Consider the following 21657-nt stretch of genomic DNA (forward strand, 5'->3'; position numbering starts at 1 on the left):
TGCCTGTCGGCAGGCTCCCATGGCGCGGCTTTTATTTTTGAAAATATGAAGAAGTTTGCATTCGTCTTTCCCGGCCAGGGCTCGCAATCGGTGGGCATGCTCGACGGATGGGGTGACCATCCTGTCGTGGCGCAGACGCTGGCCGAAGCCTCCGAGGCGCTGGGTGAAAACATCGGCCAGCTGATCCAGCAAGGACCGAAGGAAGCCCTGGCGCTCACCACCAACACCCAGCCCGTGATGCTGGTGGCCGGTGTGGCCGCCTGGCGCGTGTGGCAGGCCGAAGGCGGCGCGCTGCCCGATGCCGTGGCAGGTCATTCGCTGGGCGAGTATTCCGCCCTGGTCGCCTCGGGCGTGCTGACGCTGGCCCAGGCTGCCCCGCTGGTGCGGCTGCGTGCTGCAGCCATGCAGGAGGCCGTGCCCGTGGGCACGGGCGCCATGGCGGCCATCCTGGGCCTGGATGCCGACAAGGTGCGCGCAGGCTGCGCCGAGGTCACGGCTGCCCTGGGTGGCGCTGAAGTCGTCGAAGCCGTCAATTTCAACGATCCTTCGCAGACCGTTATCGCCGGCAGCAAGGCTGCTGTCGAAAAGGCCTGCGAAGCCCTCAAGGCCGCAGGCGCCAAGCGTGCCCTGCCGTTGCCCGTGTCGGCGCCGTTCCATTCCAGCCTGATGAAGCCTGCGGCCGAAAAGCTCAAGGCGGCGCTGGCTGCCACGGCGCTGGCTGCACCGCAGATTCCCGTGCTCAACAACATCGACGTGGCGGTCGAGCAAGACGCCGACGCCATCCGCGATGCGCTGTATCGCCAGGCCTTTGGCCCGGTGCGCTGGGTTGAATGCGTTCAGGCCATGAAGGCGCGCGGCATCGTGCATCTCGTCGAGTGCGGTCCCGGTAAGGTGCTCATGGGCCTGACCAAGCGGATTGACGCGGACCTGACGGCCGCTGCCCTCTATGATCCGGCCACGCTGGCCGACGTGAAAGAATCCCTCGCATGACTGACAACCAGAACAAGCCCCAGGTTGCCCTGGTGACGGGTGCCTCGCGTGGCATTGGTGCTGCCATTGCCCAGGAGCTGGCAGCGCGCGGCTACCGCGTGATCGGCACGGCCACCACCGACGGTGGCGCGGAAAAGATCGGCCAGGCCCTGTCGGCCCATGAGGGCTGCCGCGGCGTGAACCTCAATGTCACGGATGGGGCGGCCGTCGATGCCTTGATCGACAGCATCGTTAAGAATGACGGCGGCCTGCATGTGCTGGTCAACAACGCCGGCATCACACGCGACACGCTGGCCATGCGCATGAAGGACGACGACTGGGATGCGGTGATCGACACCAATCTCAAGGCCGTTTTCCGAGTCAGCCGTACGGCCATTCGGCCCATGATGAAGCAGCGTTTTGGCCGCATCATCAACATCACCAGCGTCGTTGGCGCCTCCGGCAACCCCGGTCAGGCCAACTATGCAGCCGCCAAGGCCGGCGTTGCCGGCATGACGCGCGCGCTGGCCCGTGAACTGGGCAGCCGCGGCATCACGGTCAACTGCGTGGCGCCTGGCTTCATTGCCACCGACATGACGGCGGAGCTGCCAGAAGAGCAGAAGAACGCCCTCAAATCGCAGATCGCCATGGGCGATCTGGGCCAGCCCAGCGACATCGCCCATGCCGTGGCCTACCTCGCATCTGCGGGTGCGGGATACGTCACCGGCCAGGAATTGCACGTCAACGGCGGCATGTACATGTAAGTGCAGCGGCGGCTTCGGGCAGACCCCTGCCAGAAGCCGGCGTTGCTTGCAACAGAAGAGGCCGTTTCCTCGCGACGGCCGGCTGAAGAGGGCCTGAGGCCCGAAGCAGCTAGAATCGCGGGTTCATTCACAACCCCCAGAGGGAAACCATGAGCGATATCGAAGCACGTGTCAAAAAAATCATTGCCGAACAACTCGGCGTTGAAGAGTCTCAAGTCACCAACGAAAAGGCCTTCGTGGCTGATCTGGGTGCTGACTCCCTGGACACGGTGGAGCTGGTGATGGCCCTGGAAGATGAATTCGGCATCGAGATCCCCGACGAAGACGCGGAAAAGATCACGACGGTGCAAAACGCCATCGACTACGCCAACACCCACCAGAAGGCCTGATAGGGCCCTGACCCGAGCGATCAGCAGAAGGTTTTACGCATGAGCCGTCGTCGCGTTGTCGTGACCGGCCTGGGTTGCATTTCCCCCGTGGGTAACACGGTGGGCGACGCCTGGGCCAATCTTTTGGCCGGCCAGTCCGGCATTGACCTCATCACCAAGTTCGATGCCTCGAACTTTGCCTGCAAGATTGCGGGTGAGGTCAAGGGATTCGATGTGGAGTCGTACATGAGCGCCAAGGATGCGCGCTCCATGGACACCTTCATCCACTACGGCATCGCTGCTGCGGCGCAAGCCGTGCAGGACTCAGGTCTGCCCACGGGCGAGGCCTTGTCGGATGATCTGGCCACGCGCATCGGCTGTGTGATCGGTTCGGGCATCGGCGGCTTGCCGCTGATCGAGAACACCCACGCGGAACTGGCTGCGCGCGGACCGCGCCGCATCACGCCGTTCTTCGTGCCTGCCTCCATCATCAACATGGTGGCTGGCCATGTGTCCATGCGCTTCGGCTTCAAGGGGCCGAATCTTGCCGTGGTGACTGCCTGCACGACCGGGCTGCACTGCATAGGCGAGGCAGGACGCATGATCGAATACGGCGATGCCGATGTGGTGGTGGCTGGTGGCACGGAAGCCACGGTCTCCCCCCTGGGCGTCGGCGGCTTTGCCGCCATGCGCGCCCTGTCCACGCGCAATGATGATCCCAAGGCCGCTTCGCGCCCCTGGGACAAGGACCGCGACGGCTTCGTGCTGGGCGAAGGCGCGGGCGTGCTGGTGCTGGAAGAGTACGAGCATGCCAAGGCCCGCGGTGCCAAGATCTACGCTGAACTGTGCGGCTACGGCATGAGTGCCGACGCCGGCCACATGACGGCACCCAACATGGACGGCCCGCGCCGCGCCATGCTGGCAGCTTTGCGAAATGCCGGCATCAATGCCGACCAGATCGACTATCTGAACGCGCACGGCACTTCCACGCCGCTGGGCGACCTCAACGAGACCAACGCCATCAAGGCGGCTCTGGGCGATCACGCCAAGAAAATCGTTGTCAGTTCGACCAAGTCCATGACAGGTCACCTGCTGGGCGGTGCTGGTGGCATCGAGAGCGTCTTCACCGTGCTGGCACTGCACGAGCAAAAGATTCCTCCGACCATCAACCTGGACAACCAGGACCCGGAGTGCGATCTCGACTACTGCGCCAATACGGCGCGGGACGCGACGATCGAGGTGGCAGTGAAGAACAACTTCGGCTTCGGGGGCACCAACGGAACGCTGGTGTTCAAGCGGATCTGAGGCCTGCGCAACGCACATGAAAAGCCCGCCCCGCAAGGGAGCGGGCTTTTTTATTTCGCGCATGTGCCAGGTGAAAGCAGGATAAATGTCGGTCATGCTGCGGTTTTGCGACACTGCAGGCATGCCGTCTCGCCATGCGCCGCCCGCAGTTCGCCATCCGCTGAAGCCCTTGCGCACCGTGGCAGCATGTCTTTGTGCGCTTTGGCTGCTGGCCGCCATGCTTTTGCTGGCATGGGCCTTGAATCTCCAGGCTGGGTGGTGGCCTGCAGCCGTGGCCGTTGCGGTTTGCCTGGTTGCTGCTGCAGGCATGTGGCATGGATGGCGCAGCCTGGGTAAAGGTTTCATCGCCTGGGATGGCGTGCAGTGGTCGATCGGCAAGGCGGACCCAGGCCAGGCTGCACAGCCGGTGCTGCTGCAGGTGCGAGCCGATGGTGGATCGTGGTTGTGGATGCAGGTCCGTCCCCTGGATTCCATGGTGCCGGCGGGGCCCTTGCATTGGCGCAGCTCCCGCTGGCTTCTCCTGTTGTGCAGGCAGAGTCCGGAAACCTGGGGTGATTTGCGGCGTGCTGTATATTCCCCGGCCAGACCTACAGAACGGGCGCAATGACTGCGCCAGGGCCGCTGCGGCCCGTCTTCACCGATTTCATGACGCCTCCCGAATTCCCGCCTTCTTCTGCCGATAGCGACCTGGCTCTGGTCGAGCGCACCAACGCAGGAGACATGCGGGCCTTCGAGCTGCTGGTTATCAAGTACCAGCGCCGCATCGAGCGCCTCATCGGCCGCATGGTGCGCGACGTGGACCTGGTGCCGGACATTGCGCAGGAAACCTTCATTCGCGCCTATCGGGCCCTGCACCAGTTTAGGGGTGATGCCCAGTTCTATACCTGGCTGTACCGCATTGCCGTGAATACTGCCAAGAAGGCGCTGCTGGACATGAAGCGCTCGCCGCTGATCACCGAAAGCGCGTTACACAACGGGGATGACGATGATGAAACTTCCCGGGTCAGCCAGGAACTAACCACCGAAGAAACGCCCGAAACGATCTTGGCAGCCCAGGAAATTGCCCAGGCAGTCAACGCCGCCATGGAGGCTTTGCCCGAGGATCTCCGACAGGCTGTCACGTTGCGGGAAATCGAAGGCCTGAGCTACGAGGAAATCTCGAACGCCATGGGTTGTCCCATCGGCACCGTGCGCTCACGGATTTTTCGCGCACGGGAAGCGATTTCAGCCAGGGTCAAGCCTTTGCTGGAGCGCCAGTCGGGCAAGCGTTGGTAGGCGTGACGGGGGTTGTGGCCGCCGGGTGGTGCATTTTTGGGTACAGGGTCTCAAAGCAGACAAGCAGGTGATTGATCATGAATGACGATCTGACGAAGCGCGAACAATTGTCGGCATTGGCTGATGGCGAACTCTCTGCCGCAGAGTTGCAGGCCGTGCTGGCCTATGCGGAAAGCGATGCAGGCCAGCAGGAGTGGCGCATGTACCACCTCGTGGGCGATGTGCTGCGGTCCCCGGAATTGGCGCATCACAGCCGGCACGATGTGCTCTCAGGAATCCGCGCCCAACTGGCCAATGAGCCTCGCCGTCCGCTGGTTTCCGTGGCCACTGAAGAGCTGGCGCAAATTGCGCATCCGGCGCAGGACCGGGCCGTGATCAATGGCGCGCCGCTGCGCGATGCGGCCAATGCCTCGGTATTCCGCTGGAAGATGGCGGCGGGCTTTGCCTCCGTGGCGGCCGTGGCTGCCATTGGCTGGAGCGTGATGCTGGGCGCGCCTGCCGGTCCCGGTGCGGCGCCGGGCCGGGCCCTGGCGGCTCTTGAGACGGGTGCTCCGTCGGCGCCGGTTGCGGTGGCTGGCAATGCCCAGGACTTCCCGCTTGGCGATACGGCCCAGTCTTCCTCGGTCGTGGCGGTGGCCGGACCCTACGGGCAGAGCGTGATGCTGCGTGATCCGCGCCTGGATGCGCTGCTGGCCTCCCATCCGCAATACAGTGGGCCGGCCACGTTGCAGATGCCTGCCAGCTTCCTGCGCAACGCCAACTTCGCCTCGGCACCGCGCGCCAACCAGCGCTGAATCTCACAGGAGAGCATTACTCTCCTGCCTTCTTTTGCACCCGCCTCCAGCCTTTCGGCATTGAAATGGACGCGGGTGCAGTCATTTGTGCTCCATGCACGGCGGCCCGCGCCCCATGCATGCTGCCGATTTGGGAACTAACCGCGTCTTTCAGGCTTCTGAGCCATCGTCTGGCCGATGCTCGCCAGGACTGCGCCAGAATGTGACGTTCGTCCGAAAGCAAGTCGGCTGCCATGTGTCCGAACAAACCGCCCGGGCGCGATGGCGTCGGGGCAACGTAATGATTGAGATGGAAAGGATGACCATGACCACTGTTCGATGGAAGACGCTGCAGTCCTGCACACTGGCCGGCGTTCTGGCGCTTGCTGCAGGCAGCGCAGGAATGCTGGTGCCGGTGGGTGCCGCCCATGCGCAAAGTGGCGCCGTGGTGCGGGGGCTGCCGGACTTCACCGATCTGGTCGAGCAGGTCGGCCCGTCCGTGGTCAACATTCGCACGCTGGAGAAGGTGTCCGCCAACTCTGCCGAGGCGCTGGGCATGGACGAGGACATGCTCGAATTCTTCCGCCGCTTCGGCCTGCCCGTGCCCAATGTGCCGCGCCAGCGCCCACAGCCGCGTTCGCAGCCTGACGAGGAGCAGCCGCGCGGCGTGGGTTCCGGCTTCATCCTGACGGCCGATGGCTTTGTGATGACCAATGCCCACGTGGTTGAAGGCGCTGACGAGGTGATCGTCACGCTGACCGACAAGCGCGAGTTCAAGGCCAAGATCGTGGGCAGCGACAAGCGCACCGACGTGGCCGTGGTCAAGATCGACGCCACAGGGCTGCCGGCCGTGAAGATCGGCGATGTGAACCGCCTCAAGGTCGGCGAGTGGGTGATGGCCATCGGCTCGCCCTTCGGCCTCGACAACTCCGTCACGGCGGGCATTGTCAGTGCCAAGCAGCGCGACACGGGCGACTATCTGCCGTTCATCCAGACCGATGTGGCCATCAACCCCGGCAACTCGGGCGGCCCGTTGCTGAATATGCGCGGCGAGGTCGTGGGCATCAACAGCCAGATCTATTCGCGTTCCGGCGGCTTCATGGGTATCAGCTTCGCGATTCCGATCGATGAGGCCGTGCGTGTCAGCGACCAGTTGCGCGCCACCGGCAAGGTCACGCGGGGCCGCATTGGCGTGCAGATCGGTCCGGTCACCAAGGACATTGCCGAATCCATTGGCCTGGGCAAGGCGCAGGGCGCACTGGTCTCGGCCGTCGAGCCGGATTCGCCTGCTGCCAAGGCGGGTGTCGAGGCTGGTGACGTGATCATCAAGTTCGACGGCAAGGCCATCGACAAAGTGGCCGACCTGCCGCGCCTGGTGGGCAATACCAAGCCCGGCACACGCAGCACCATCACCGTCTTCCGTCGCGGCGCAGCCAAGGATCTGACCATGGTGATCGCCGAGGTCGAGCCCGACGGCGCTGCTCCGCAGGCCAAGGCCACCGGCAAGGGCAGCACCCTGGTTTCCCAGCCGCTGGGCCTGACGCTGGCCGAGCTCACGGATGCCCAGAAGAAGGAGCTGGGCATCAAGGGCGGCGTGCGTGTGACGGCGGCCGTCGAGGCTGCGGCACGTGCGGGCCTGCGCGAAGGCGACGTGATCCTGCAGCTGGCCAATGTCGAGATCACGGGGCTCAAGAGCTTCGAGGCCACGCTGGCCAAGGTGGACAAGAGCAAGCCGGTGAACCTGCTGGTGCGCCGTGGGGAATGGGCACAGTACGTGCTGATCCGTCCGACGCGCTGAGGCCGCAGGGGAGGGCGGTTTTCCGGATCCTGGGGAATACCCTCGGAATCCTGACCCGGAGCCGCCCATGCCCCTTGGGGCATTGGGTAAAATGCCCCACCAAAGCGTGACGGCTCAAGGCGTCAGAAACCTGTTTTCAAAGGGGATTGTTGCGGTGCAAAAGCACCGCACTATCCGGTGATCGACGGGCGAGAAATGGCTCGGCGATTCTGTTGATAAACTGTTGATAAATAATTGTGACAGATCAAGCTCGGACCTTTGCAGGCCTTGTCAGGGCTTGGTTTTCAGCCCGTTTTGCCTACAATAAAGTCCCAACTATCGCAGTTGCCAGAGATTGTTGGTTCGGGGCGCGTCGTTCATGGACGCGCCCTTTTTTCTTGCGCGCCGGCCCTGTCGTTTTCCACTTTCACTAGCAGTCCTTCCCGTTGATGAACCACATCAGAAATTTTTCCATCATTGCGCACATCGACCATGGCAAGTCGACGCTGGCTGACCGCCTCATCCAGCGTTGCGGAGGCTTGGCTGACCGTGACATGGAAGCCCAGGTGCTGGACTCGATGGATATCGAGAAAGAGCGCGGCATCACCATCAAGGCGCAGACCGCAGCCCTGCAGTACAAGGCCAAGGATGGCCAGGTCTACAACCTCAACCTCATCGACACGCCCGGCCACGTGGACTTCTCGTATGAAGTCTCGCGTTCGCTGTCAGCCTGCGAGGGAGCGCTGCTGGTGGTGGATGCCTCGCAGGGCGTCGAGGCGCAGACCGTGGCCAACTGCTACACCGCGCTGGAACTCGGCGTGGAAGTGACGGCTGTTCTCAACAAGATGGATCTGCCCCAGGCCGATCCCGAAAATGCCAGGGCCGAGATCGAGGATGTCATCGGCATCGATGCCAGCGACGCCATTCCCTGCTCGGCCAAGACCGGCATGGGCATCGAAGAGATCCTGGAAGCGGTGGTCGCCAAGGTGCCGCCGCCAAAGGGCGATCCCAATGGCCAGCTGCGCGCCATGATCATCGACAGCTGGTTCGACACCTATGTCGGCGTCGTGATGCTGGTGCGCGTGGTCGATGGTGAACTCAAGCGTGGCGAGCGCTTCAAGATGATGGCCTCGGGCGCTGCCTATGAAGCCAACAACCTGGGCGTGTTCACTCCGGCCGACGTGCCCCGCGACGTGCTGCGCGCCGGCGAGGTGGGCTACATCATTGCCGGTATCAAGGAGCTCAAGGCAGCCAAGGTGGGCGATACCATCACGCTGGAAAAGAAGCTTCCCAACAATCTGGGTCCTGCCACCGAGGCCCTGCCTGGCTTCAAGGAAATCAAGCCCCAGGTGTTCGCTGGCCTGTATCCCACCGAAGCCAGCGAGTACGACCAGCTGCGCGATGCGCTGGAAAAGCTGCAGCTCAACGATTCGTCCCTGCAGTTCGAGCCTGAAGTCTCGCAGGCGCTGGGCTTCGGCTTTCGCTGCGGCTTCCTGGGCCTGCTGCACATGGAAATCGTGCAGGAGCGCCTGGAGCGCGAATTCGACCAGGACCTGATCACCACCGCGCCCAGCGTGGTCTACGAAGTGGTCAAGGGCGATGGCGAGGTCATCCAGGTCGAGAACCCGTCCAAGATGCCCGATGCCGGCCGGATCGAGGAGGTGCGCGAGCCCATCGTCACCGTCCACCTGTACATGCCCCAGGACTATGTGGGGCCGGTGATGACGCTGGCCAACCAGAAGCGCGGCGTGCAGATCAACATGCAGTACCACGGCCGCCAGGTGATGCTCACCTATGAGATGCCGCTGGGCGAAATCGTGCTGGACTTCTTCGACAAGCTCAAGTCGGTCTCGCGCGGCTACGCCTCCATGGACTATGAGTTCAAGGAGTACCGCGCCTCCGACGTGGTGAAGGTGGACATCCTGCTCAACGGCGAGAAGGTCGATGCGCTGTCCATCATCGTGCACCGCTCCCAGGCCACGTACCGCGGCCGGGCCGTGGTGGCCAAGATGCGCGAGATCATCAGCCGCCAGATGTTCGATGTGGCCATCCAGGCCGCCATCGGCGCCAACATCATTGCGCGGGAAACCGTCAAGGCCATGCGCAAGAACGTGCTGGCCAAGTGCTACGGCGGCGACATCACCCGCAAGCGCAAGCTGCTGGAAAAGCAAAAGGCCGGCAAGAAGCGCATGAAGCAGATCGGATCGGTGGAAGTGCCCCAGGAGGCCTTCCTGGCCATCCTGCAAGTGGAGGATTGATGCAAGCCATGCAATGGATTACGGCCGTCGTACTCGCGGCCTTCGTGGGCTATATCGGCGCCTGGTACACAGGCTTCATCGAGGGCAACTTCGCGCTGCTGCTGTTCCTGGCCACCGTGGTCACGGGCCTGTACTGGGTGGCGGAGCGGCTGTACTTCCTGCCGCGCCGCCGCCGCGCTGCCGTGGCCATCGAGGAGGCTGCCGTGGCACGCCGCGCAGAGCTCGACCGCATGGGCATCGCCAAGACCGACATCGAGGTGTCGGAAGAGGCCAAGGGCCGCATCCTCATGCAGCCCTGGTGGCTGGACTGGACGGCAGGCCTGTTCCCGGTGATCGCGATCGTCTTCGTGCTGCGCTCGTTCCTGTTCGAGCCGTTCAAGATCCCATCTGGCTCCATGATCCCCACGCTGCTCGTGGGCGACCTGATCCTGGTGAACAAGTTCACCTATGGCGTGCGCCTGCCGGTGATCAATACCAAGATCACGCAGGGAACGCCGCTGCAGCGTGGCGATGTGGTGGTGTTCCGCTACCCGCCCCAGCCCAGCCTGGACTACATCAAGCGGGTGGTGGGCCTGCCGGGCGACGAGATCGCCTATCTGAACAAGCGACTGACGATCAATGGCAAGGAAGTCCCGGTCAATGCACTGCCCGACTTCTTCGACAAGGATGCGATGCGCTACTTCAAGCAGTACGAGGAGTCGCTGGGCGACAAGCCACACCGCATGATCGTGAACCAGGACGTGCCCGCCTTCATCCAGGGCGCCAGCGGCTTCGAGTTCCGCGAGAACTGCCGCTACAGCGTCGAAGGCATCACTTGCAAGGTGCCGGAAGGCCAGTACTTCATGATGGGCGACAACCGCGACAACTCGCTGGATTCCCGCTACTGGGGCTTTGTGCCCGACAAGAACATCGTGGGCCGGGCTTTCTTTGTCTGGATGAACTTCGGGGATTTCAAGCGCATCGGCAGCTTCCATTGATCACATCACATCACATGCATGCCTGAGGACCGCAGTGGCCCGGGCATGCGCGAGGGATTCACATCGGAGGAGGAAAAAGCATGTTGACATCGAACAACCGGCGTTCGCGCCAGCGCGGCCTGTCCTTTCTGGGACTGGTGTTTGTGATTGCCCTGGGCGTGGGCGTGGTGGCCGTGGGCGCACAATCCGTGCCTGTCTTCCTGGAGTACCAGGCCATCGTCAAGGCCGCCAACAAGGCGGCCCGCGAGGGCAATTCCGTGGCCGAGGTGAAAGCCAGCTTCGAGCGTTCCGCCGCCATCGATGACTTCACGTCCGTCAAGGGTGGCGATCTCGAAGTGACCAAGATCAATGACCGTGTGGTGGTGGGGTTCGAATATTCGCGCGAGATCCATCTCGTGGGCCCCGCGTACCTGACTTACCGTTTTAAGAAGCAGACCCAATAGGTGCCTCCCTTACTGAATGCGCTGCAGCTGAGGCTGCAGCATCAATTTGCCGAGCCTGCATTGCTGCAGCGTGCCGTCACGCACCGCAGCTTCTCGGCAGACAACAACGAGCGCCTGGAATTCCTCGGTGACTCGGTGCTGAACCTTGCCATTTCCAGCCTGCTCTACCAGCGGCTCAGTTCCATGCCCGAGGGCGATCTGTCCCGCGTGCGCGCCAACCTGGTCAAGGAAGGCACGCTGCACCAGATCGCGCTGAGGCTGCAGTTGCCCGATCTGCTGCGCCTGGGCGAGGGTGAATCCAAGTCGGGCGGCAAGCAACGCCCCTCCATCCTGGCCGATGCGGTCGAGGCCCTGATCGGCGCGGTCTATCTGGATGCCGGCTACGCGGCGGGTGAGAAGGTGGTACACCATCTTTTCGAGGGCGTGGACATCAACCCCCACATGCGCGCAGCCGAAAAGGATGCGAAGACGGCCCTGCAGGAATGGCTGCAGGGACGGCGCATGAAGCTGCCGCAGTACGAGGTGGTCGCCACCACGGGAGCCGCCCATCGCCAGACCTTTGAAGTGGCCTGCGCGATTGCCGAGCTGCAATTGCAGGCCCGGGGAACGGGTGCCTCGCGCAGAGCCGCAGAGCAGACGGCTGCCACAGCCATGCTGGAACTATTGAAAGCAAGACACGCATGAACCAAGACAAACCTCCGGCGCCGGCACAGACCGCCGCAGAACTCGATGCCTTGCTGGCTGCGGCCAAGCCCGGCGCCGGCGCAGCACGCACGGCATCCGCCCCTGATGAAGCCCAGGCGCCCGAGGTGCCGACAGGCCCGCAGCGCTGCGGCCTGATCGCCATCGTCGGCAAGCCCAATGTGGGCAAGTCCACGCTGATGAATGCGCTGGTGGGCCAGAAGATCAGCATCACCTCGCGCAAGGCGCAGACCACGCGCCACCGCATCACGGGCATTCGCTCGCGCGCCGCGACGCAGTTCATCTTCGTCGATACACCGGGTTTCCAGACCAAGCACAGCACGGCGCTGAACAAGTCGCTCAACAAGACCGTGATGGGCGCCATCGGCGACGTGGACCTGATCCTGTTCGTCGTGGAAGCCGGCCAGTTCACGCTGGCCGATGCCAAGGTGCTGTCGCTGTTCAAGCCCGGCATTCCCACGCTGCTGATCGCCAACAAGCTCGATACCGTGGGCCGCCGTGCCGAGATCGCACCCTGGCTCAAGAGCATGCAGGAGCGCCATCCGTTTGCCGAGTTCGTGCCCATGTCGGCCAAGAGCAAGGGCGACATCGAGCGCCTGTTCGGCATCTGCGAGAAGTACCTGCCCGAGCAGGACTGGATGTATGCGCCCGACGAGCTGACCGACCGCAGCGAGAAGTTCCTCGCCTCGGAAACCGTGCGTGAGAAGCTGTTCCGCTTCACGGGCGACGAGCTGCCCTACACCTCCACGGTGGTCATCGACAAGTTCGAGGAAGAGGCCAGCAAGCAGCACAAGCGCTTCATCCGCGTGGCGGCCACCATCGTGGTCGAGCGCGACGGACACAAGGCCATGATCATCGGAGAGAAGGGCGAGCGCCTCAAGCGCATCAGCACCGAGGCCCGCCAGGAGCTGGAAAAGCTCATGGATGCCAAGGTCTTCCTCGAAGTCTGGGTCAAGGTGCGCTCGGGCTGGGCCGACGACGAGGCCCGCGTGCGCTCCTTCGGCTACGAGTGAGAAACCTCCCCGCAAGGCCCTCTGTCCATGGCTAGCGCCAAGCGTGTCTCGGATGAGCCGGCCTATGTACTGCACAGCTACGACTGGAGCGAGTCCAGCCTGATCCTCGAGGTCTTCACGCGGCACCGGGGCCGCGTGGCGCTGGCGGCCAAGGGCGTCAAGCGCCCGACCTCGAACTTTCGCCCCGTGCTGCTGCCGCTGCAGCCGCTGAGCCTGAGCTACAGCCTGGGCGGCGAGGGCAATGCCGAGATCCACACCCTCAAGGGTGCCGAGTGGGTGGGCGGGCATGTCATGCCCCAGGGCGACGCCCTGATGTCGGGCCTGTACCTCAACGAGCTGCTGATGCGCCTGCTGGCGCGAGACGATCCCTATGCGGCGCTGTTCGACATCTATGCCGGCGTGGTGCGCGTGCTGGCGGGCCAGCATGGCGATGCCATCGAGCCCGTGCTGCGCACCTTCGAGCTGCTGCTGCTGCGCGAACTGGGTCATCTGCCCGCCTTGAATGAGGAAAGCGCCACGCTGGCGCCGCTGGCCGAAGGCCGCCGCTATGCGCTGGTGGCCGAAGGCGGCCTGCGCCCGGCGCTGCAGGGCGAGCGCGCCGTGCTGGGCGCTGCGCAATGGCAGGCCATTGAAAGCGCGCTGCAGGCCCGGCAGGCCTTCAACGCCACGCTGCATGTGGTGGCCCAACCCGAGCAGGCGCTGGCCCTCAAGCCCCAACTGAGGGCCCTGCTGCAATACCATTGCGGCAGTCCCATGCTGCGCACCCGCCAGCTGATGATGGATCTGCAATCGCTATGAATCTTCCCCACGCTTCGCAGCGCACGGCGCTGTCGGTCAATGTCAACAAGGTTGCGCTGCTGCGCAACACGCGCCACCTGGGCATTCCCAGCGTGACGCGCGCCGCGCGCATCTGCCTGGAGGCCGGTGCCCAGGGCATCACCATCCATCCGCGTCCCGACCAGCGCCATATCCGCAGCGAGGATGTCTATGAACTGCAGGCGCTGATGAAACAGTGGCCGCAGGCGGAGTTCAACATCGAGGGCAACCCGACGCAGAACCTCATGGACTTCATCCGCGACACGCGCCCGCACCAGGCCACCTTCGTGCCCGACAGCGAGGATCAGTTCACCAGCGACCATGGCTGGAACTTCCCGCAGGACGCCGAGCGCCTGAAGCCGCTGATTGCCGAATGCCGCCAGCTCGGCGTGCGCGTCAGCCTGTTCATGGACCCCGTGCCCGCCCAGATGGCCGCTGCGCGCGCCGTGGGTGCCGACCGGGTCGAGCTGTATACCGAACCCTACGCAGCTGCCTGGGGTACGGCAGACCAGGAAGCGCAACTGCAGGCCTATGCGGCGGCGGCCCAGGCGGCTTTGGATGCCGGGCTGGGCATCAATGCCGGCCATGACCTCAGCCGTGACAACCTGGCCGCCTTCGTGGCGCGCGTGCCGGGCCTGCTCGAAGTCTCCATCGGCCATGCGCTGATCGCCGACGCGCTGGAGCTGGGCTACGCCGAAACCGTGCGCGCCTACCAGCAGTGCATAGACCAGGGCATGGCGGCGCGCGCCTGAAGCTTTCGCGGAGCGAATCCATGATCTACGGCATCGGTACCGACATCTGCGACGTGCGCCGCATCCGCGCCAGCCTGGAGCGCCATGGCGACCGTTTCGCCGAGAAGGTGCTGGCCGAGGGCGAGCTGGCCACCTGGCGTGCCCGCCGCGCGCGCTGGCCTGAGCGCGGCATCCGCTTCGTGGCCACGCGCTTTTCCGCCAAGGAGGCCTTTTCCAAGGCCATAGGCATGGGCATGGTCATGCCCATGACCTGGCGCAGCTGCGAGGTCATCAAACTGCCCAGTGGCCAGCCTGCCATCGTGCTGCACGGCGCGCTCAAGGAATGGTTCGAGGCGCGCAACCTGCAGGTGCACCTGTCCGTGACCGACGAGAGCGACTACGCGGCCAGCTTCTGCGTGGTCGAGCGCCGCGCCTGATACCCGGCCAGCGTGACGCTGGCTTTTTTGACTCCACAGGATTCATAGGAACTCCCGGCATGACCGAGCACGCACCCCTCATCATCGACATCGCCGGCAAGGCACTCACCGATGTGGACCGCCAGCGCCTGGCGCATCCGCTGGTCGGCGGCATCATCCTCTTTGCCCGCAACTGGGAAAGCCGCGATCAGCTGGTGCAGCTGTGCGCCGATATCAAGGCGGTCAAGCCCGATTTGCTGATCTGCGTGGACCATGAGGGCGGGCGCGTGCAGCGTTTTCGCGCTGACGGCTTCACGCACCTGCCGCCCATGCGCGCCTTCGGCCAGATGTGGATGGACGACGGCAAGGGCAGCAAGCACCGGGAAGGCAGCGGCGCCCTGGCCGCCATGAATGCCGCCACGGCGGCCGGCTACGTGCTGGGCACCGAGCTGCGTGCCTGCGGCGTGGATTTCAGCTTCACCCCGGTGCTGGACCTTGACTACGGTGCCAGCAGCGTCATCGGCGACCGCAGCTTCCACCGCGACCCGCGCGTGGTGGCCGCGCTGGCCCGCAGCCTCATGCACGGCCTGCTGCAGGCCGGCATGGGCAACTGCGGCAAGCACTTTCCCGGCCACGGCTTCGTCAAGGCCGATTCGCATGTGGACATTCCGGTCGATGGCCGCAGCCTCACCGCCATCCTGGGCGAGGACGCCGCGCCCTATCCCTGGTTGTCCAGCGTGCTCACGGCCGTGATGCCGGCCCATGTGATCTACCCCAAGGTCGACAAGCGCCCGGCCGGTTTTTCTGCCAAGTGGCTCAAGGACATCCTGCGCAGCCGCCTGCGCTACGACGGCGCCATTTTCAGCGACGACCTGAGCATGGAGGGCGCGCGCCGCATCGACGGCCAGCTCATCGGCTATACCGACGCGGCCCTGGCCGCGCTGGAGGCGGGCTGCGACATGGTGCTGCTGTGCAACCAGAGCCTGGGCCTGGGCGAGCATGTGGACGAGCTGCTGGCCGGCATGGAGGCCGCGCAGCGCAGCGGCCGCTGGCAGCCCGATGCCGACAGCGAATCGCGCCGCGTGGCCCTGCTGCCGGAGACCGTGCCCCAGCCCTGGGACGACCTCATGCGCCAGCCGGCCTATCTGCAGGCGCTGGACCTGCTGCCTTGATGGATTGAAGGACGCCGCCGCTGGCCGCTCCGAGGGCCAAGGCGGGCTTTGCAAAGGCATGTGCGTGTCGTAAAGGGCGCGTCGGCCGGTGTTTCACAGGAGAGTTTTCCCATGCGCGTTGGCGTGCTGACCGGAGGTGGCGACTGCCCCGGCCTGAATGCGGTGATCCGTGCGGTCACCAAGTCCCTGATCAACCACGGCCAGTGCGAGGTGCTGGGCATTGCCGATGGCTTCGAGGGCCTGATGCTCGACCCGCCCGGCGTCAAGCCGCTGGGCTGGGACGAGGTCTCGGGCATCCTGCATGTGGGCGGCACCATCCTGGGCACCAGCAACAGTGCCAACCCCCTGCGCGATGCGGCCACGCTGGAGCACGTGGGCCGCAATGTCCGGGCGCTGGGCCTGGACGTGGTGGTGGCCATCGGCGGCGACGGCACCATGAGCCTGGCGCATGGCCTGGCCGAACAGGTGGGACTGACCTGCGTGGGCGTGCCCAAGACCATCGACAACGACATTGCCAATTGCGAGCGCAGCTTTGGCTTCGACACCGCCGTGGCCACGGCCACCGAGGCGCTGCGCCGCATCGAGAGCACGGCCAACAGCCACCACCGCGTGATGATCGTCGAGACCATGGGGCGCCATGCCGGATGGCTGGCGCTGGAGGCCGGCATTGCCGGCGCGGCCGACGTCATCCTGCTGCCCGAGATCGATTACGACCTGCAGGGCATCGTCGATTTCTGCCGGGGCCGCGAGCAGCGTCAGCGCTATACCATCATCTGCATCGGCGAGGGCGCCAAGGAAAGCGGCGCCAGCCTCACGGTGCGCGAGCGCATCGAGCAAAGCCCCGACCCGGTCCGCCTGGGTGGCGTCGGCCATGTGCTGCGCGAGCGCCTGCAGCCCCACCTCAGGAGCGAGGTGCGCACCACGGTCCTCGGCCATGTACAGCGCGGCGGCGACCCCACGCCCTTTGACCGCGTGCTGGCCACGCAGTACGGCCACCATGCGGCGCAACTGGTGCTGTCAGGGCGCTTCGGCCGCATGGTCACGCTGCAGGGTGGCGAGATCGGCAGCGTGGAAATCTCCCGCGTGGCCAACACCCAGCGCACCGTGCCCCTGGACCACGGCCTGCTCACCATGGCGCGCGACATAGGCATTTGCCTGGGCGAGCCAGGCAAGCAGGATGCGCGGCCGGCCGCAGCCGGCAGCCACTGAGCCCGCCATGCGGCAGCAGGGACGTCTCACCGGCTGGAAGGACGAGCAGGGCTTTGGCTTCATCGAACCCGATGGAGGCGGCGCGCAGGTCTTTGTCCATATCAAGTCCTTCACCGATCGCCGCCGCAGGCCCGAGGGCGGAGAGCGCGTCAGCTACGTGCCCAGCCGCAACGCCCAGGGAAAATGGCGCGCGCAGGATGTGGCCTTCATTGATGAACCAAGGACCGGCCGCCCGCAGCCTGCGCGGCGAAGCCGTGCCGGCATGCCTTCGCGGCCTCAGTCACCTGTGCGAGGCCCGGTGGCGGTGGGCCTGGCCGCTGCCTTCTTCTGCGTGCTGCTGGCTGTTGCCTGGAGCGGCCGCATGCCCTGGACACTGGTCGGCCTGTATGCAGTGGCAAGCTTTGTGACCTTCATGGTCTATGGATTCGACAAGTCCGCCGCCAGGCACGACCGCTGGCGCATCAGCGAAAGCCGTCTGCACCTGCTGGCACTGCTGTGCGGCTGGCCCGGCGCGCTGCTCGCGCAAGGGCTGCTGCGGCACAAGTCCAGCAAGGCTTCATTCCAACTGGTGTTCTGGATCACCGTGGTGCTCAACTGCGGCCTGCTGGCATGGCTGCTGTCATCGGCAGGTGCGCCGCTGCGGGCGCAGGCGCCCGGCATCTTCTGAAAATTGAAGGAACTGGCGATGACCCATGCTGGACCTCGGGCCCAAATGCCCTCCGCAAACGATGCATCGCTGCAGACCTGGCAGGAGTCTTGGGAGAGCGCCTGGTCCGCACTGGGTGCCAGCGCTCCGCCGCCTGTGCTGGCCCAGCTGCTGCAAAGCTACAGCGAGCCCCAGCGCCACTACCACACGCTGCAGCATCTGGGCGAGGCCATGGGCCTGCTGCAGCCGGCGCTGGGCCTGGCCGAGCACCCCGGCGAGGTGGCACTGGCGCTGTGGTTCCATGACGCTGTCTACCAAACGCAAGCCAAGGACAACGAGGCGCGCAGCGCCGACTGGGCCGCCGCCGTGCTGCGCGGGCAGGGTCTGCCTGCCGATGTGGCCGGGCGCGTGCACGGTCTGATCATGGCGACCTGCCACGCTGCACAGCCGTCCGGAATCGACGGCCAACTGCTGGTGGATGCCGACCTGGGCATTCTCGCGGCCGACCCCCTGCGGTTTGCCGAATACGAGCTACAGGTGCGGGCCGAGTACGAATGGGTGCCCTTGCCGCTGTATCGCGCCAAGCGCCGCGAGGTGCTGCTGGGCTTCATGCAGCGCGAGGCCATCTACTGCACCGACTGGTTCCGGCAACGGCTGGAGGCGCGGGCGCGGCGCAACCTCGCGCAGGCGCTGGGTTTGTAGGCGGCGCCTGTGTCGGCATCCTATGATCGGGGGCTGCTGCGGGCCGTGCAGGCCTGCCTCCCTCTCTTTCTTATCTTGCCCAGGCTCTGCCTGGCTCACCGGACGCGCAGATGACCACCCTTGGAACCCCTTACTCCCCCCATGCCACCAAAGTCATGCTGCTGGGCAGCGGCGAACTCGGCAAGGAAGTGCTGATCGCGCTGCAGCGCCTGGGCGTGGAGACGATCGCTGTGGACCGCTACGAGAACGCGCCCGGCCAGCAGGTGGCCCACCACGCGCGCACCATCACCATGAGCGATCCGGCCCAGCTCAAGGCCTTGATCGAGGCCGAGAAGCCCGACCTGGTCGTGCCCGAGATCGAGGCCATTGCCACGCCGATGTTGGAAGAGCTGGAAGCAGCCGGTGTGGTCACCGTGATCCCCACGGCCCGCGCCGCGCGCCTGACCATGGACCGCGAAGGCATCCGCCGCCTGGCCGCCGAGACGCTGGGCCTGGCCACCAGCCCTTATCGCTTCTGTGATTCGCAGCAGGAGCTGCAGGCCGCCATCGACGGCACCGATGGCCAGCCCGCCATCGGCTTCCCTTGCGTGGTCAAGCCCGTGATGAGCAGCTCGGGCAAGGGCCAGAGCAAGCTGGACGGCCCGGACGACGTGGCCAAGGCCTGGGACTACGCCATGGCCGGCGGGCGCGTGAGCCATGGCCGCGTGATCGTTGAGGGCTTCATCGACTTCGACTACGAGATCACCCAGCTCACGGTGCGCGCCAAGGGTGCGGACGGCCAGGTGCAGACCCATTTCTGCGATCCGATCGGCCACATCCAGCAGTCCGGTGACTATGTGGAAAGCTGGCAACCCCATCCCATGCACCCGGCGGCGTTGCAGAAGTCGCGCGACATCGCCAAGGCGGTGACCGATGACCTGGGCGGCCTGGGCCTGTTTGGCGTGGAGCTGTTCGTCAAGGGCGAGCAGGTCTGGTTCAGCGAAGTCTCGCCACGCCCGCACGACACGGGGCTGGTCACGCTGGCCACGCAGTGGCAAAGCGAGTTCGAGCTGCATGCGCGCGCCATTCTGGGCCTGCCCGTGGATGCCTCGCTGCGCAACCCCGGAGCCAGCGCCGTGATCTATGGCGGGCAGGATGCCGAAGGCCTGGTGTTCGACGGTGTGGACGAGGCCCTGGCCGTGCCAGGCACGGACCTGCGCCTGTTCGGCAAGCCAGAGAGCTTCGTCAAGCGCCGCATGGGCGTGGCCCTGGCACGTGCCCAGGATGTGGAGCAGGCGCGCACCAACGCCAAGCTGGCTGCCGGCAAGGTCCGGCCGCGCAAGCCCTGAAGCGCTGCTGAACGACAAAGCCGCCGTCCCTGCACCGGGCGGCGGCTTTTTTCGTGGGAAGGTGAGCTTAGTTGGTCGTGTGCATGGGAGGCTGCGAGGGCTGGGCATCATGCGGCGTGGTCAGCCGGATGGCGCGCTCCTCCTCGCCATGGGTGGCATGCTCGCCATCCGCGCCCAGGCCCCCCTTCCAGCGCCGGACCACGCGCTGGAAGATCAGCGAGTTGGGGATCTGCAGCAGGTTGGGTGAGCCATCGGGCGCATGGGCGTCCTGCAAGGTGGTGTAGAGCATGTTGATGTCGATCACGCGGCCCTTGGCACCGGGCTTTTCGGCCGTGTCCAGCACCTCGATGTAGTCACCCAGGCGAAAGGGCCCGACGATGACGATGAGCAGTGCGCAGAACAGGTTGGACAGCACGCTCCAGGCCGCGAAGAAGGCCACGGCGCCCACGGTGGCAAAGCCGGTGAATGCCGTCCACAGCACGGTGGCCGAGACGCCCAGGCGCTCCAGTACCAGCGGTACGGTGGCGGCAATCAGAATCCAGCGGAACACGCCGCGCAGCGGCACCAGCAGCTCCGGCGGCAGGCCGTAGTGCCGGCCTGCGCGTGCGATCAGCCGGCGAACCAGGCGATTGAGCAGCCAGGCCGCACCGATGATCAGCAGGATCTGGGCACCGGGGATGATGAACTCCAGCCAATCCTGCATCCAGGTGGGCAGGTGCGCTTGAAAACGACGCATAACTTCAAACATTCAGGAAACAGGAATCCGCTTTCGGGACCCGGATGCGCAGCTCGCGCGCGTCCGGCATTGAGCTGCGATCGTAAGCGCAGGCGCAAGGCCCGGCAGTCAGGTGCGGCGCTGCTCCACCGTGTCCATCTGCATCTCGAAGCTGAAGAAGCGGTCGCGCCCCTGCGCCTTGGCCGCGTACAGTGCCTGGTCGGCGCGCATGAGCATGGCTTCGGCGCTGGTGTATTCGTCGGGAATGCAGGTGGTGATGCCGCCCGACAGCGTGAGACCCGATTCATGGGGCGAATCGGGGTGGCGTATGCGCAGCACGCGCAGCATCTGGCCCACGGCACGCGCGAACGTCATGGCGCCCGAGCGTGGTGTGCGCGGCAGGATGAGCGCGAATTCCTCGCCGCCATAGCGCGCGGCCACGTCACGGGGGCGCACGCAGACCTCGCGCAGCAGGCGGCCTATCTGTTTCAGGCATTCATCGCCATGCACGTGGCCATAGGTGTCGTTGTAGCGCTTGAAATGGTCCAGGTCGCAGAGCATCAGCGTCAGTGGCTGGCCTTCGCGCCGGGCCGAGGCGATCTCGGCATGCAGGATGCGGTCGAAGCCTCGGCGGTTGACCAGGCCCGTGAGCTGGTCGAGCTCGACCATTTCATTGAGCTTCTGGTTGGCCTCGTGCAGCTCGGCCGACAGCGATACCAGGCGCCGGCGCATGTCCAGCAGGCGGCGCATGGCGCGCAGCTTGGCCACGAGCACGATGGGCTTGACGGGCTTGACCAGGTAGTCGTCGCCTCCAGCCTCGATGCCGCGCCACACATCCAGGTCATTGTCCAGGCCGGACAGGAAGATGACGGGCGTCCACTCGCCGGGCTCGGCCTCGCGCAGCTGGCGGGCGACCCAGTAGCCATCCTCGCCGGGCAGGCGGATGTCCAGCAGCACCAGGTCGGGGCGCTGCTCACGGAACAGGACCAGGGCGCTGGGGCCATCGGCGGCCTCCAGCACGCGGGTCACGCCCGCGTGCAGCAGCTCGCTGACCAGGCTGGTGCGCACCGAGGCCTGGTCTTCCACGACCAGCACGCAAAAGGGCGCGGACTCGTCCGTCGGCTTGGCGAAGCGTGCTCCGCTGGGCTCGATGGCGGGGGAGTCGGCGCTGTCGGTGGGCAGGGGAGGTGGAGCGGGGGGCATGGCCTTCATGGTTGCGAAACCAGGAATGGATCAAGGGGCCGCGCAGTGCGCGGCGTGGGGATGGCGCCAGTGTAAGTCGGGTGTCGCGTCCGTGT

23 protein-coding genes are annotated in these 21657 nt (G+C 65.3%); 21 read left to right on the plus strand and 2 right to left on the minus strand.

Going from position 1 to position 21657, the window contains the following annotated elements; all coding sequences use genetic code 11:
• Positions 1-45 precede the first annotated feature (45 nt).
• From fabD to purT, 21 genes are all read left to right on the plus strand, one after another.
• Positions 46-990 carry an ACP S-malonyltransferase gene (gene fabD, locus KDK82_RS02615; protein WP_034398898.1) on the plus strand — a complete coding sequence of 315 codons (945 nt, stop codon included), beginning with the start codon at positions 46-48 and terminating at the stop codon, positions 988-990.
• Positions 987-1733: a 3-oxoacyl-ACP reductase FabG gene (fabG, locus tag KDK82_RS02620; RefSeq protein ID WP_013800993.1), complete on the plus strand. Its 747-nt coding sequence runs from the start codon at positions 987-989 to the stop codon at positions 1731-1733. The genes fabD and fabG overlap by 4 nt, the downstream gene beginning before the upstream one ends.
• Positions 1734-1882: 149 nt before the next feature.
• A complete protein-coding gene (gene acpP / locus KDK82_RS02625; RefSeq protein WP_003058049.1) occupies positions 1883-2122 on the plus strand; it encodes an acyl carrier protein in 240 nt (79 codons plus the stop codon).
• 39 nt (positions 2123-2161) lie between these two features.
• A complete protein-coding gene (gene fabF / locus KDK82_RS02630; RefSeq protein WP_013800994.1) occupies positions 2162-3406 on the plus strand; it encodes a beta-ketoacyl-ACP synthase II in 1245 nt (414 codons plus the stop codon).
• 85 nt (positions 3407-3491) lie between these two features.
• Positions 3492-4013 (plus strand): hypothetical protein, encoded by a 522-nt coding sequence (locus KDK82_RS31695; protein WP_143343381.1) that lies wholly within the window; start codon positions 3492-3494, stop codon positions 4011-4013.
• A gap of 38 nt (positions 4014-4051) precedes the next feature.
• Positions 4052-4681, plus strand: a complete 630-nt coding sequence (gene rpoE, locus KDK82_RS02635; protein WP_043783676.1) for an RNA polymerase sigma factor RpoE — start codon at positions 4052-4054, stop codon at positions 4679-4681.
• Positions 4682-4758: 77 nt separating this feature from the next.
• Positions 4759-5475: a sigma-E factor negative regulatory protein gene (locus KDK82_RS02640; RefSeq protein WP_013800997.1), complete on the plus strand. Its 717-nt coding sequence runs from the start codon at positions 4759-4761 to the stop codon at positions 5473-5475.
• 304 nt (positions 5476-5779) lie between these two features.
• Entirely contained in the window at positions 5780-7252 is a 1473-nt protein-coding gene (locus tag KDK82_RS02645) for a DegQ family serine endoprotease (RefSeq protein ID WP_088165418.1), read from the plus strand.
• A gap of 428 nt (positions 7253-7680) precedes the next feature.
• The gene (lepA, locus tag KDK82_RS02650; protein ID WP_012207063.1) at positions 7681-9489 is read left to right on the plus strand and encodes a translation elongation factor 4; all 1809 of its coding nucleotides are present in this window, start codon (positions 7681-7683) and stop codon (positions 9487-9489) included.
• Positions 9489-10466, plus strand: coding sequence for a signal peptidase I (lepB, locus tag KDK82_RS02655; RefSeq protein ID WP_012207062.1), 978 nt, complete (start codon positions 9489-9491; stop codon positions 10464-10466). The genes lepA and lepB overlap by 1 nt, the downstream gene beginning before the upstream one ends.
• An 80-nt stretch (positions 10467-10546) precedes the next feature.
• On the plus strand, positions 10547-10909 hold the full coding sequence (locus KDK82_RS02660; RefSeq protein ID WP_012207061.1) for a DUF4845 domain-containing protein: 363 nt from the start codon (positions 10547-10549) through the stop codon (positions 10907-10909).
• Complete coding sequence (gene rnc, locus KDK82_RS02665) at positions 10910-11593, plus strand: ribonuclease III (RefSeq protein ID WP_012207060.1); 684 nt, start codon at positions 10910-10912, stop codon at positions 11591-11593.
• The gene (gene era / locus KDK82_RS02670) at positions 11590-12624 is read left to right on the plus strand and encodes a GTPase Era (RefSeq protein WP_012207059.1); all 1035 of its coding nucleotides are present in this window, start codon (positions 11590-11592) and stop codon (positions 12622-12624) included. The genes rnc and era overlap by 4 nt, the downstream gene beginning before the upstream one ends.
• A gap of 27 nt (positions 12625-12651) precedes the next feature.
• Complete coding sequence (recO, locus tag KDK82_RS02675) at positions 12652-13422, plus strand: DNA repair protein RecO (RefSeq protein WP_012207058.1); 771 nt, start codon at positions 12652-12654, stop codon at positions 13420-13422.
• Positions 13419-14192 (plus strand): pyridoxine 5'-phosphate synthase, encoded by a 774-nt coding sequence (locus KDK82_RS02680; protein WP_088163966.1) that lies wholly within the window; start codon positions 13419-13421, stop codon positions 14190-14192. The genes recO and KDK82_RS02680 overlap by 4 nt, the downstream gene beginning before the upstream one ends.
• A gap of 20 nt (positions 14193-14212) precedes the next feature.
• The gene (gene acpS / locus KDK82_RS02685) at positions 14213-14608 is read left to right on the plus strand and encodes a holo-ACP synthase (RefSeq protein ID WP_012207056.1); all 396 of its coding nucleotides are present in this window, start codon (positions 14213-14215) and stop codon (positions 14606-14608) included.
• Between the two features lie 59 nt (positions 14609-14667).
• Complete coding sequence (gene nagZ, locus KDK82_RS02690) at positions 14668-15759, plus strand: beta-N-acetylhexosaminidase (RefSeq protein ID WP_034396680.1); 1092 nt, start codon at positions 14668-14670, stop codon at positions 15757-15759.
• A 111-nt stretch (positions 15760-15870) separates the two neighbouring features.
• On the plus strand, positions 15871-16968 hold the full coding sequence (locus KDK82_RS02695) for a 6-phosphofructokinase (protein WP_088163967.1): 1098 nt from the start codon (positions 15871-15873) through the stop codon (positions 16966-16968).
• 7 nt (positions 16969-16975) lie between these two features.
• Entirely contained in the window at positions 16976-17635 is a 660-nt protein-coding gene (locus tag KDK82_RS02700) for a cold shock and DUF1294 domain-containing protein (protein WP_088165419.1), read from the plus strand.
• Positions 17636-17653: 18 nt separating this feature from the next.
• Positions 17654-18316 (plus strand): N-methyl-D-aspartate receptor NMDAR2C subunit, encoded by a 663-nt coding sequence (locus KDK82_RS02705; protein WP_088163968.1) that lies wholly within the window; start codon positions 17654-17656, stop codon positions 18314-18316.
• 110 nt (positions 18317-18426) lie between these two features.
• Complete coding sequence (purT, locus tag KDK82_RS02710; RefSeq protein ID WP_013801005.1) at positions 18427-19644, plus strand: formate-dependent phosphoribosylglycinamide formyltransferase; 1218 nt, start codon at positions 18427-18429, stop codon at positions 19642-19644.
• A 67-nt stretch (positions 19645-19711) separates the two neighbouring features.
• On the opposite strand, the gene KDK82_RS02715 is transcribed toward purT, so the two are convergent.
• Positions 19712-20380: a mechanosensitive ion channel family protein gene (locus tag KDK82_RS02715; protein ID WP_179217838.1), complete on the minus strand. Its 669-nt coding sequence runs from the start codon at positions 20378-20380 to the stop codon at positions 19712-19714.
• Positions 20381-20488: 108 nt separating this feature from the next.
• Positions 20489-21571, minus strand: coding sequence for a diguanylate cyclase (locus KDK82_RS02720; RefSeq protein WP_012207049.1), 1083 nt, complete (start codon positions 21569-21571; stop codon positions 20489-20491).
• Positions 21572-21657 lie beyond the last annotated feature (86 nt).

It is taken from the genome of Delftia sp. K82, assembly GCF_002193035.1.
In the GTDB taxonomy this organism is placed as follows: domain Bacteria; phylum Pseudomonadota; class Gammaproteobacteria; order Burkholderiales; family Burkholderiaceae_C; genus Comamonas; species Comamonas acidovorans.

Excerpts from the sequence above, each read along its gene's own strand:
- fabD (WP_034398898.1), top strand. The coding sequence starts at position 46 with ATGAAGAAGTTTGCATTCGTCTTTCCCGGCCAGGGCTCGCAATCGGTG.
- fabG (WP_013800993.1), top strand. The coding sequence starts at position 987 with ATGACTGACAACCAGAACAAGCCCCAGGTTGCCCTGGTGACGGGTGCC.
- acpP (WP_003058049.1), top strand. The coding sequence starts at position 1,883 with ATGAGCGATATCGAAGCACGTGTCAAAAAAATCATTGCCGAACAACTC.
- fabF (WP_013800994.1), top strand. The coding sequence starts at position 2,162 with ATGAGCCGTCGTCGCGTTGTCGTGACCGGCCTGGGTTGCATTTCCCCC.
- KDK82_RS31695 (WP_143343381.1), top strand. The coding sequence starts at position 3,492 with ATGTCGGTCATGCTGCGGTTTTGCGACACTGCAGGCATGCCGTCTCGC.
- rpoE (WP_043783676.1), top strand. The coding sequence starts at position 4,052 with ATGACGCCTCCCGAATTCCCGCCTTCTTCTGCCGATAGCGACCTGGCT.
- KDK82_RS02640 (WP_013800997.1), top strand. The coding sequence starts at position 4,759 with ATGAATGACGATCTGACGAAGCGCGAACAATTGTCGGCATTGGCTGAT.
- KDK82_RS02645 (WP_088165418.1), top strand. The coding sequence starts at position 5,780 with ATGACCACTGTTCGATGGAAGACGCTGCAGTCCTGCACACTGGCCGGC.
- lepA (WP_012207063.1), top strand. The coding sequence starts at position 7,681 with ATGAACCACATCAGAAATTTTTCCATCATTGCGCACATCGACCATGGC.
- lepB (WP_012207062.1), top strand. The coding sequence starts at position 9,489 with ATGCAAGCCATGCAATGGATTACGGCCGTCGTACTCGCGGCCTTCGTG.
- KDK82_RS02660 (WP_012207061.1), top strand. The coding sequence starts at position 10,547 with ATGTTGACATCGAACAACCGGCGTTCGCGCCAGCGCGGCCTGTCCTTT.
- era (WP_012207059.1), top strand. The coding sequence starts at position 11,590 with ATGAACCAAGACAAACCTCCGGCGCCGGCACAGACCGCCGCAGAACTC.
- recO (WP_012207058.1), top strand. The coding sequence starts at position 12,652 with ATGGCTAGCGCCAAGCGTGTCTCGGATGAGCCGGCCTATGTACTGCAC.
- KDK82_RS02680 (WP_088163966.1), top strand. The coding sequence starts at position 13,419 with ATGAATCTTCCCCACGCTTCGCAGCGCACGGCGCTGTCGGTCAATGTC.
- acpS (WP_012207056.1), top strand. The coding sequence starts at position 14,213 with ATGATCTACGGCATCGGTACCGACATCTGCGACGTGCGCCGCATCCGC.
- nagZ (WP_034396680.1), top strand. The coding sequence starts at position 14,668 with ATGACCGAGCACGCACCCCTCATCATCGACATCGCCGGCAAGGCACTC.
- KDK82_RS02695 (WP_088163967.1), top strand. The coding sequence starts at position 15,871 with ATGCGCGTTGGCGTGCTGACCGGAGGTGGCGACTGCCCCGGCCTGAAT.
- KDK82_RS02700 (WP_088165419.1), top strand. The coding sequence starts at position 16,976 with ATGCGGCAGCAGGGACGTCTCACCGGCTGGAAGGACGAGCAGGGCTTT.
- KDK82_RS02705 (WP_088163968.1), top strand. The coding sequence starts at position 17,654 with ATGACCCATGCTGGACCTCGGGCCCAAATGCCCTCCGCAAACGATGCA.
- purT (WP_013801005.1), top strand. The coding sequence starts at position 18,427 with ATGACCACCCTTGGAACCCCTTACTCCCCCCATGCCACCAAAGTCATG.
- KDK82_RS02715 (WP_179217838.1), bottom strand. The coding sequence starts at position 20,380 with ATGCGTCGTTTTCAAGCGCACCTGCCCACCTGGATGCAGGATTGGCTG.
- KDK82_RS02720 (WP_012207049.1), bottom strand. The coding sequence starts at position 21,571 with ATGAAGGCCATGCCCCCCGCTCCACCTCCCCTGCCCACCGACAGCGCC.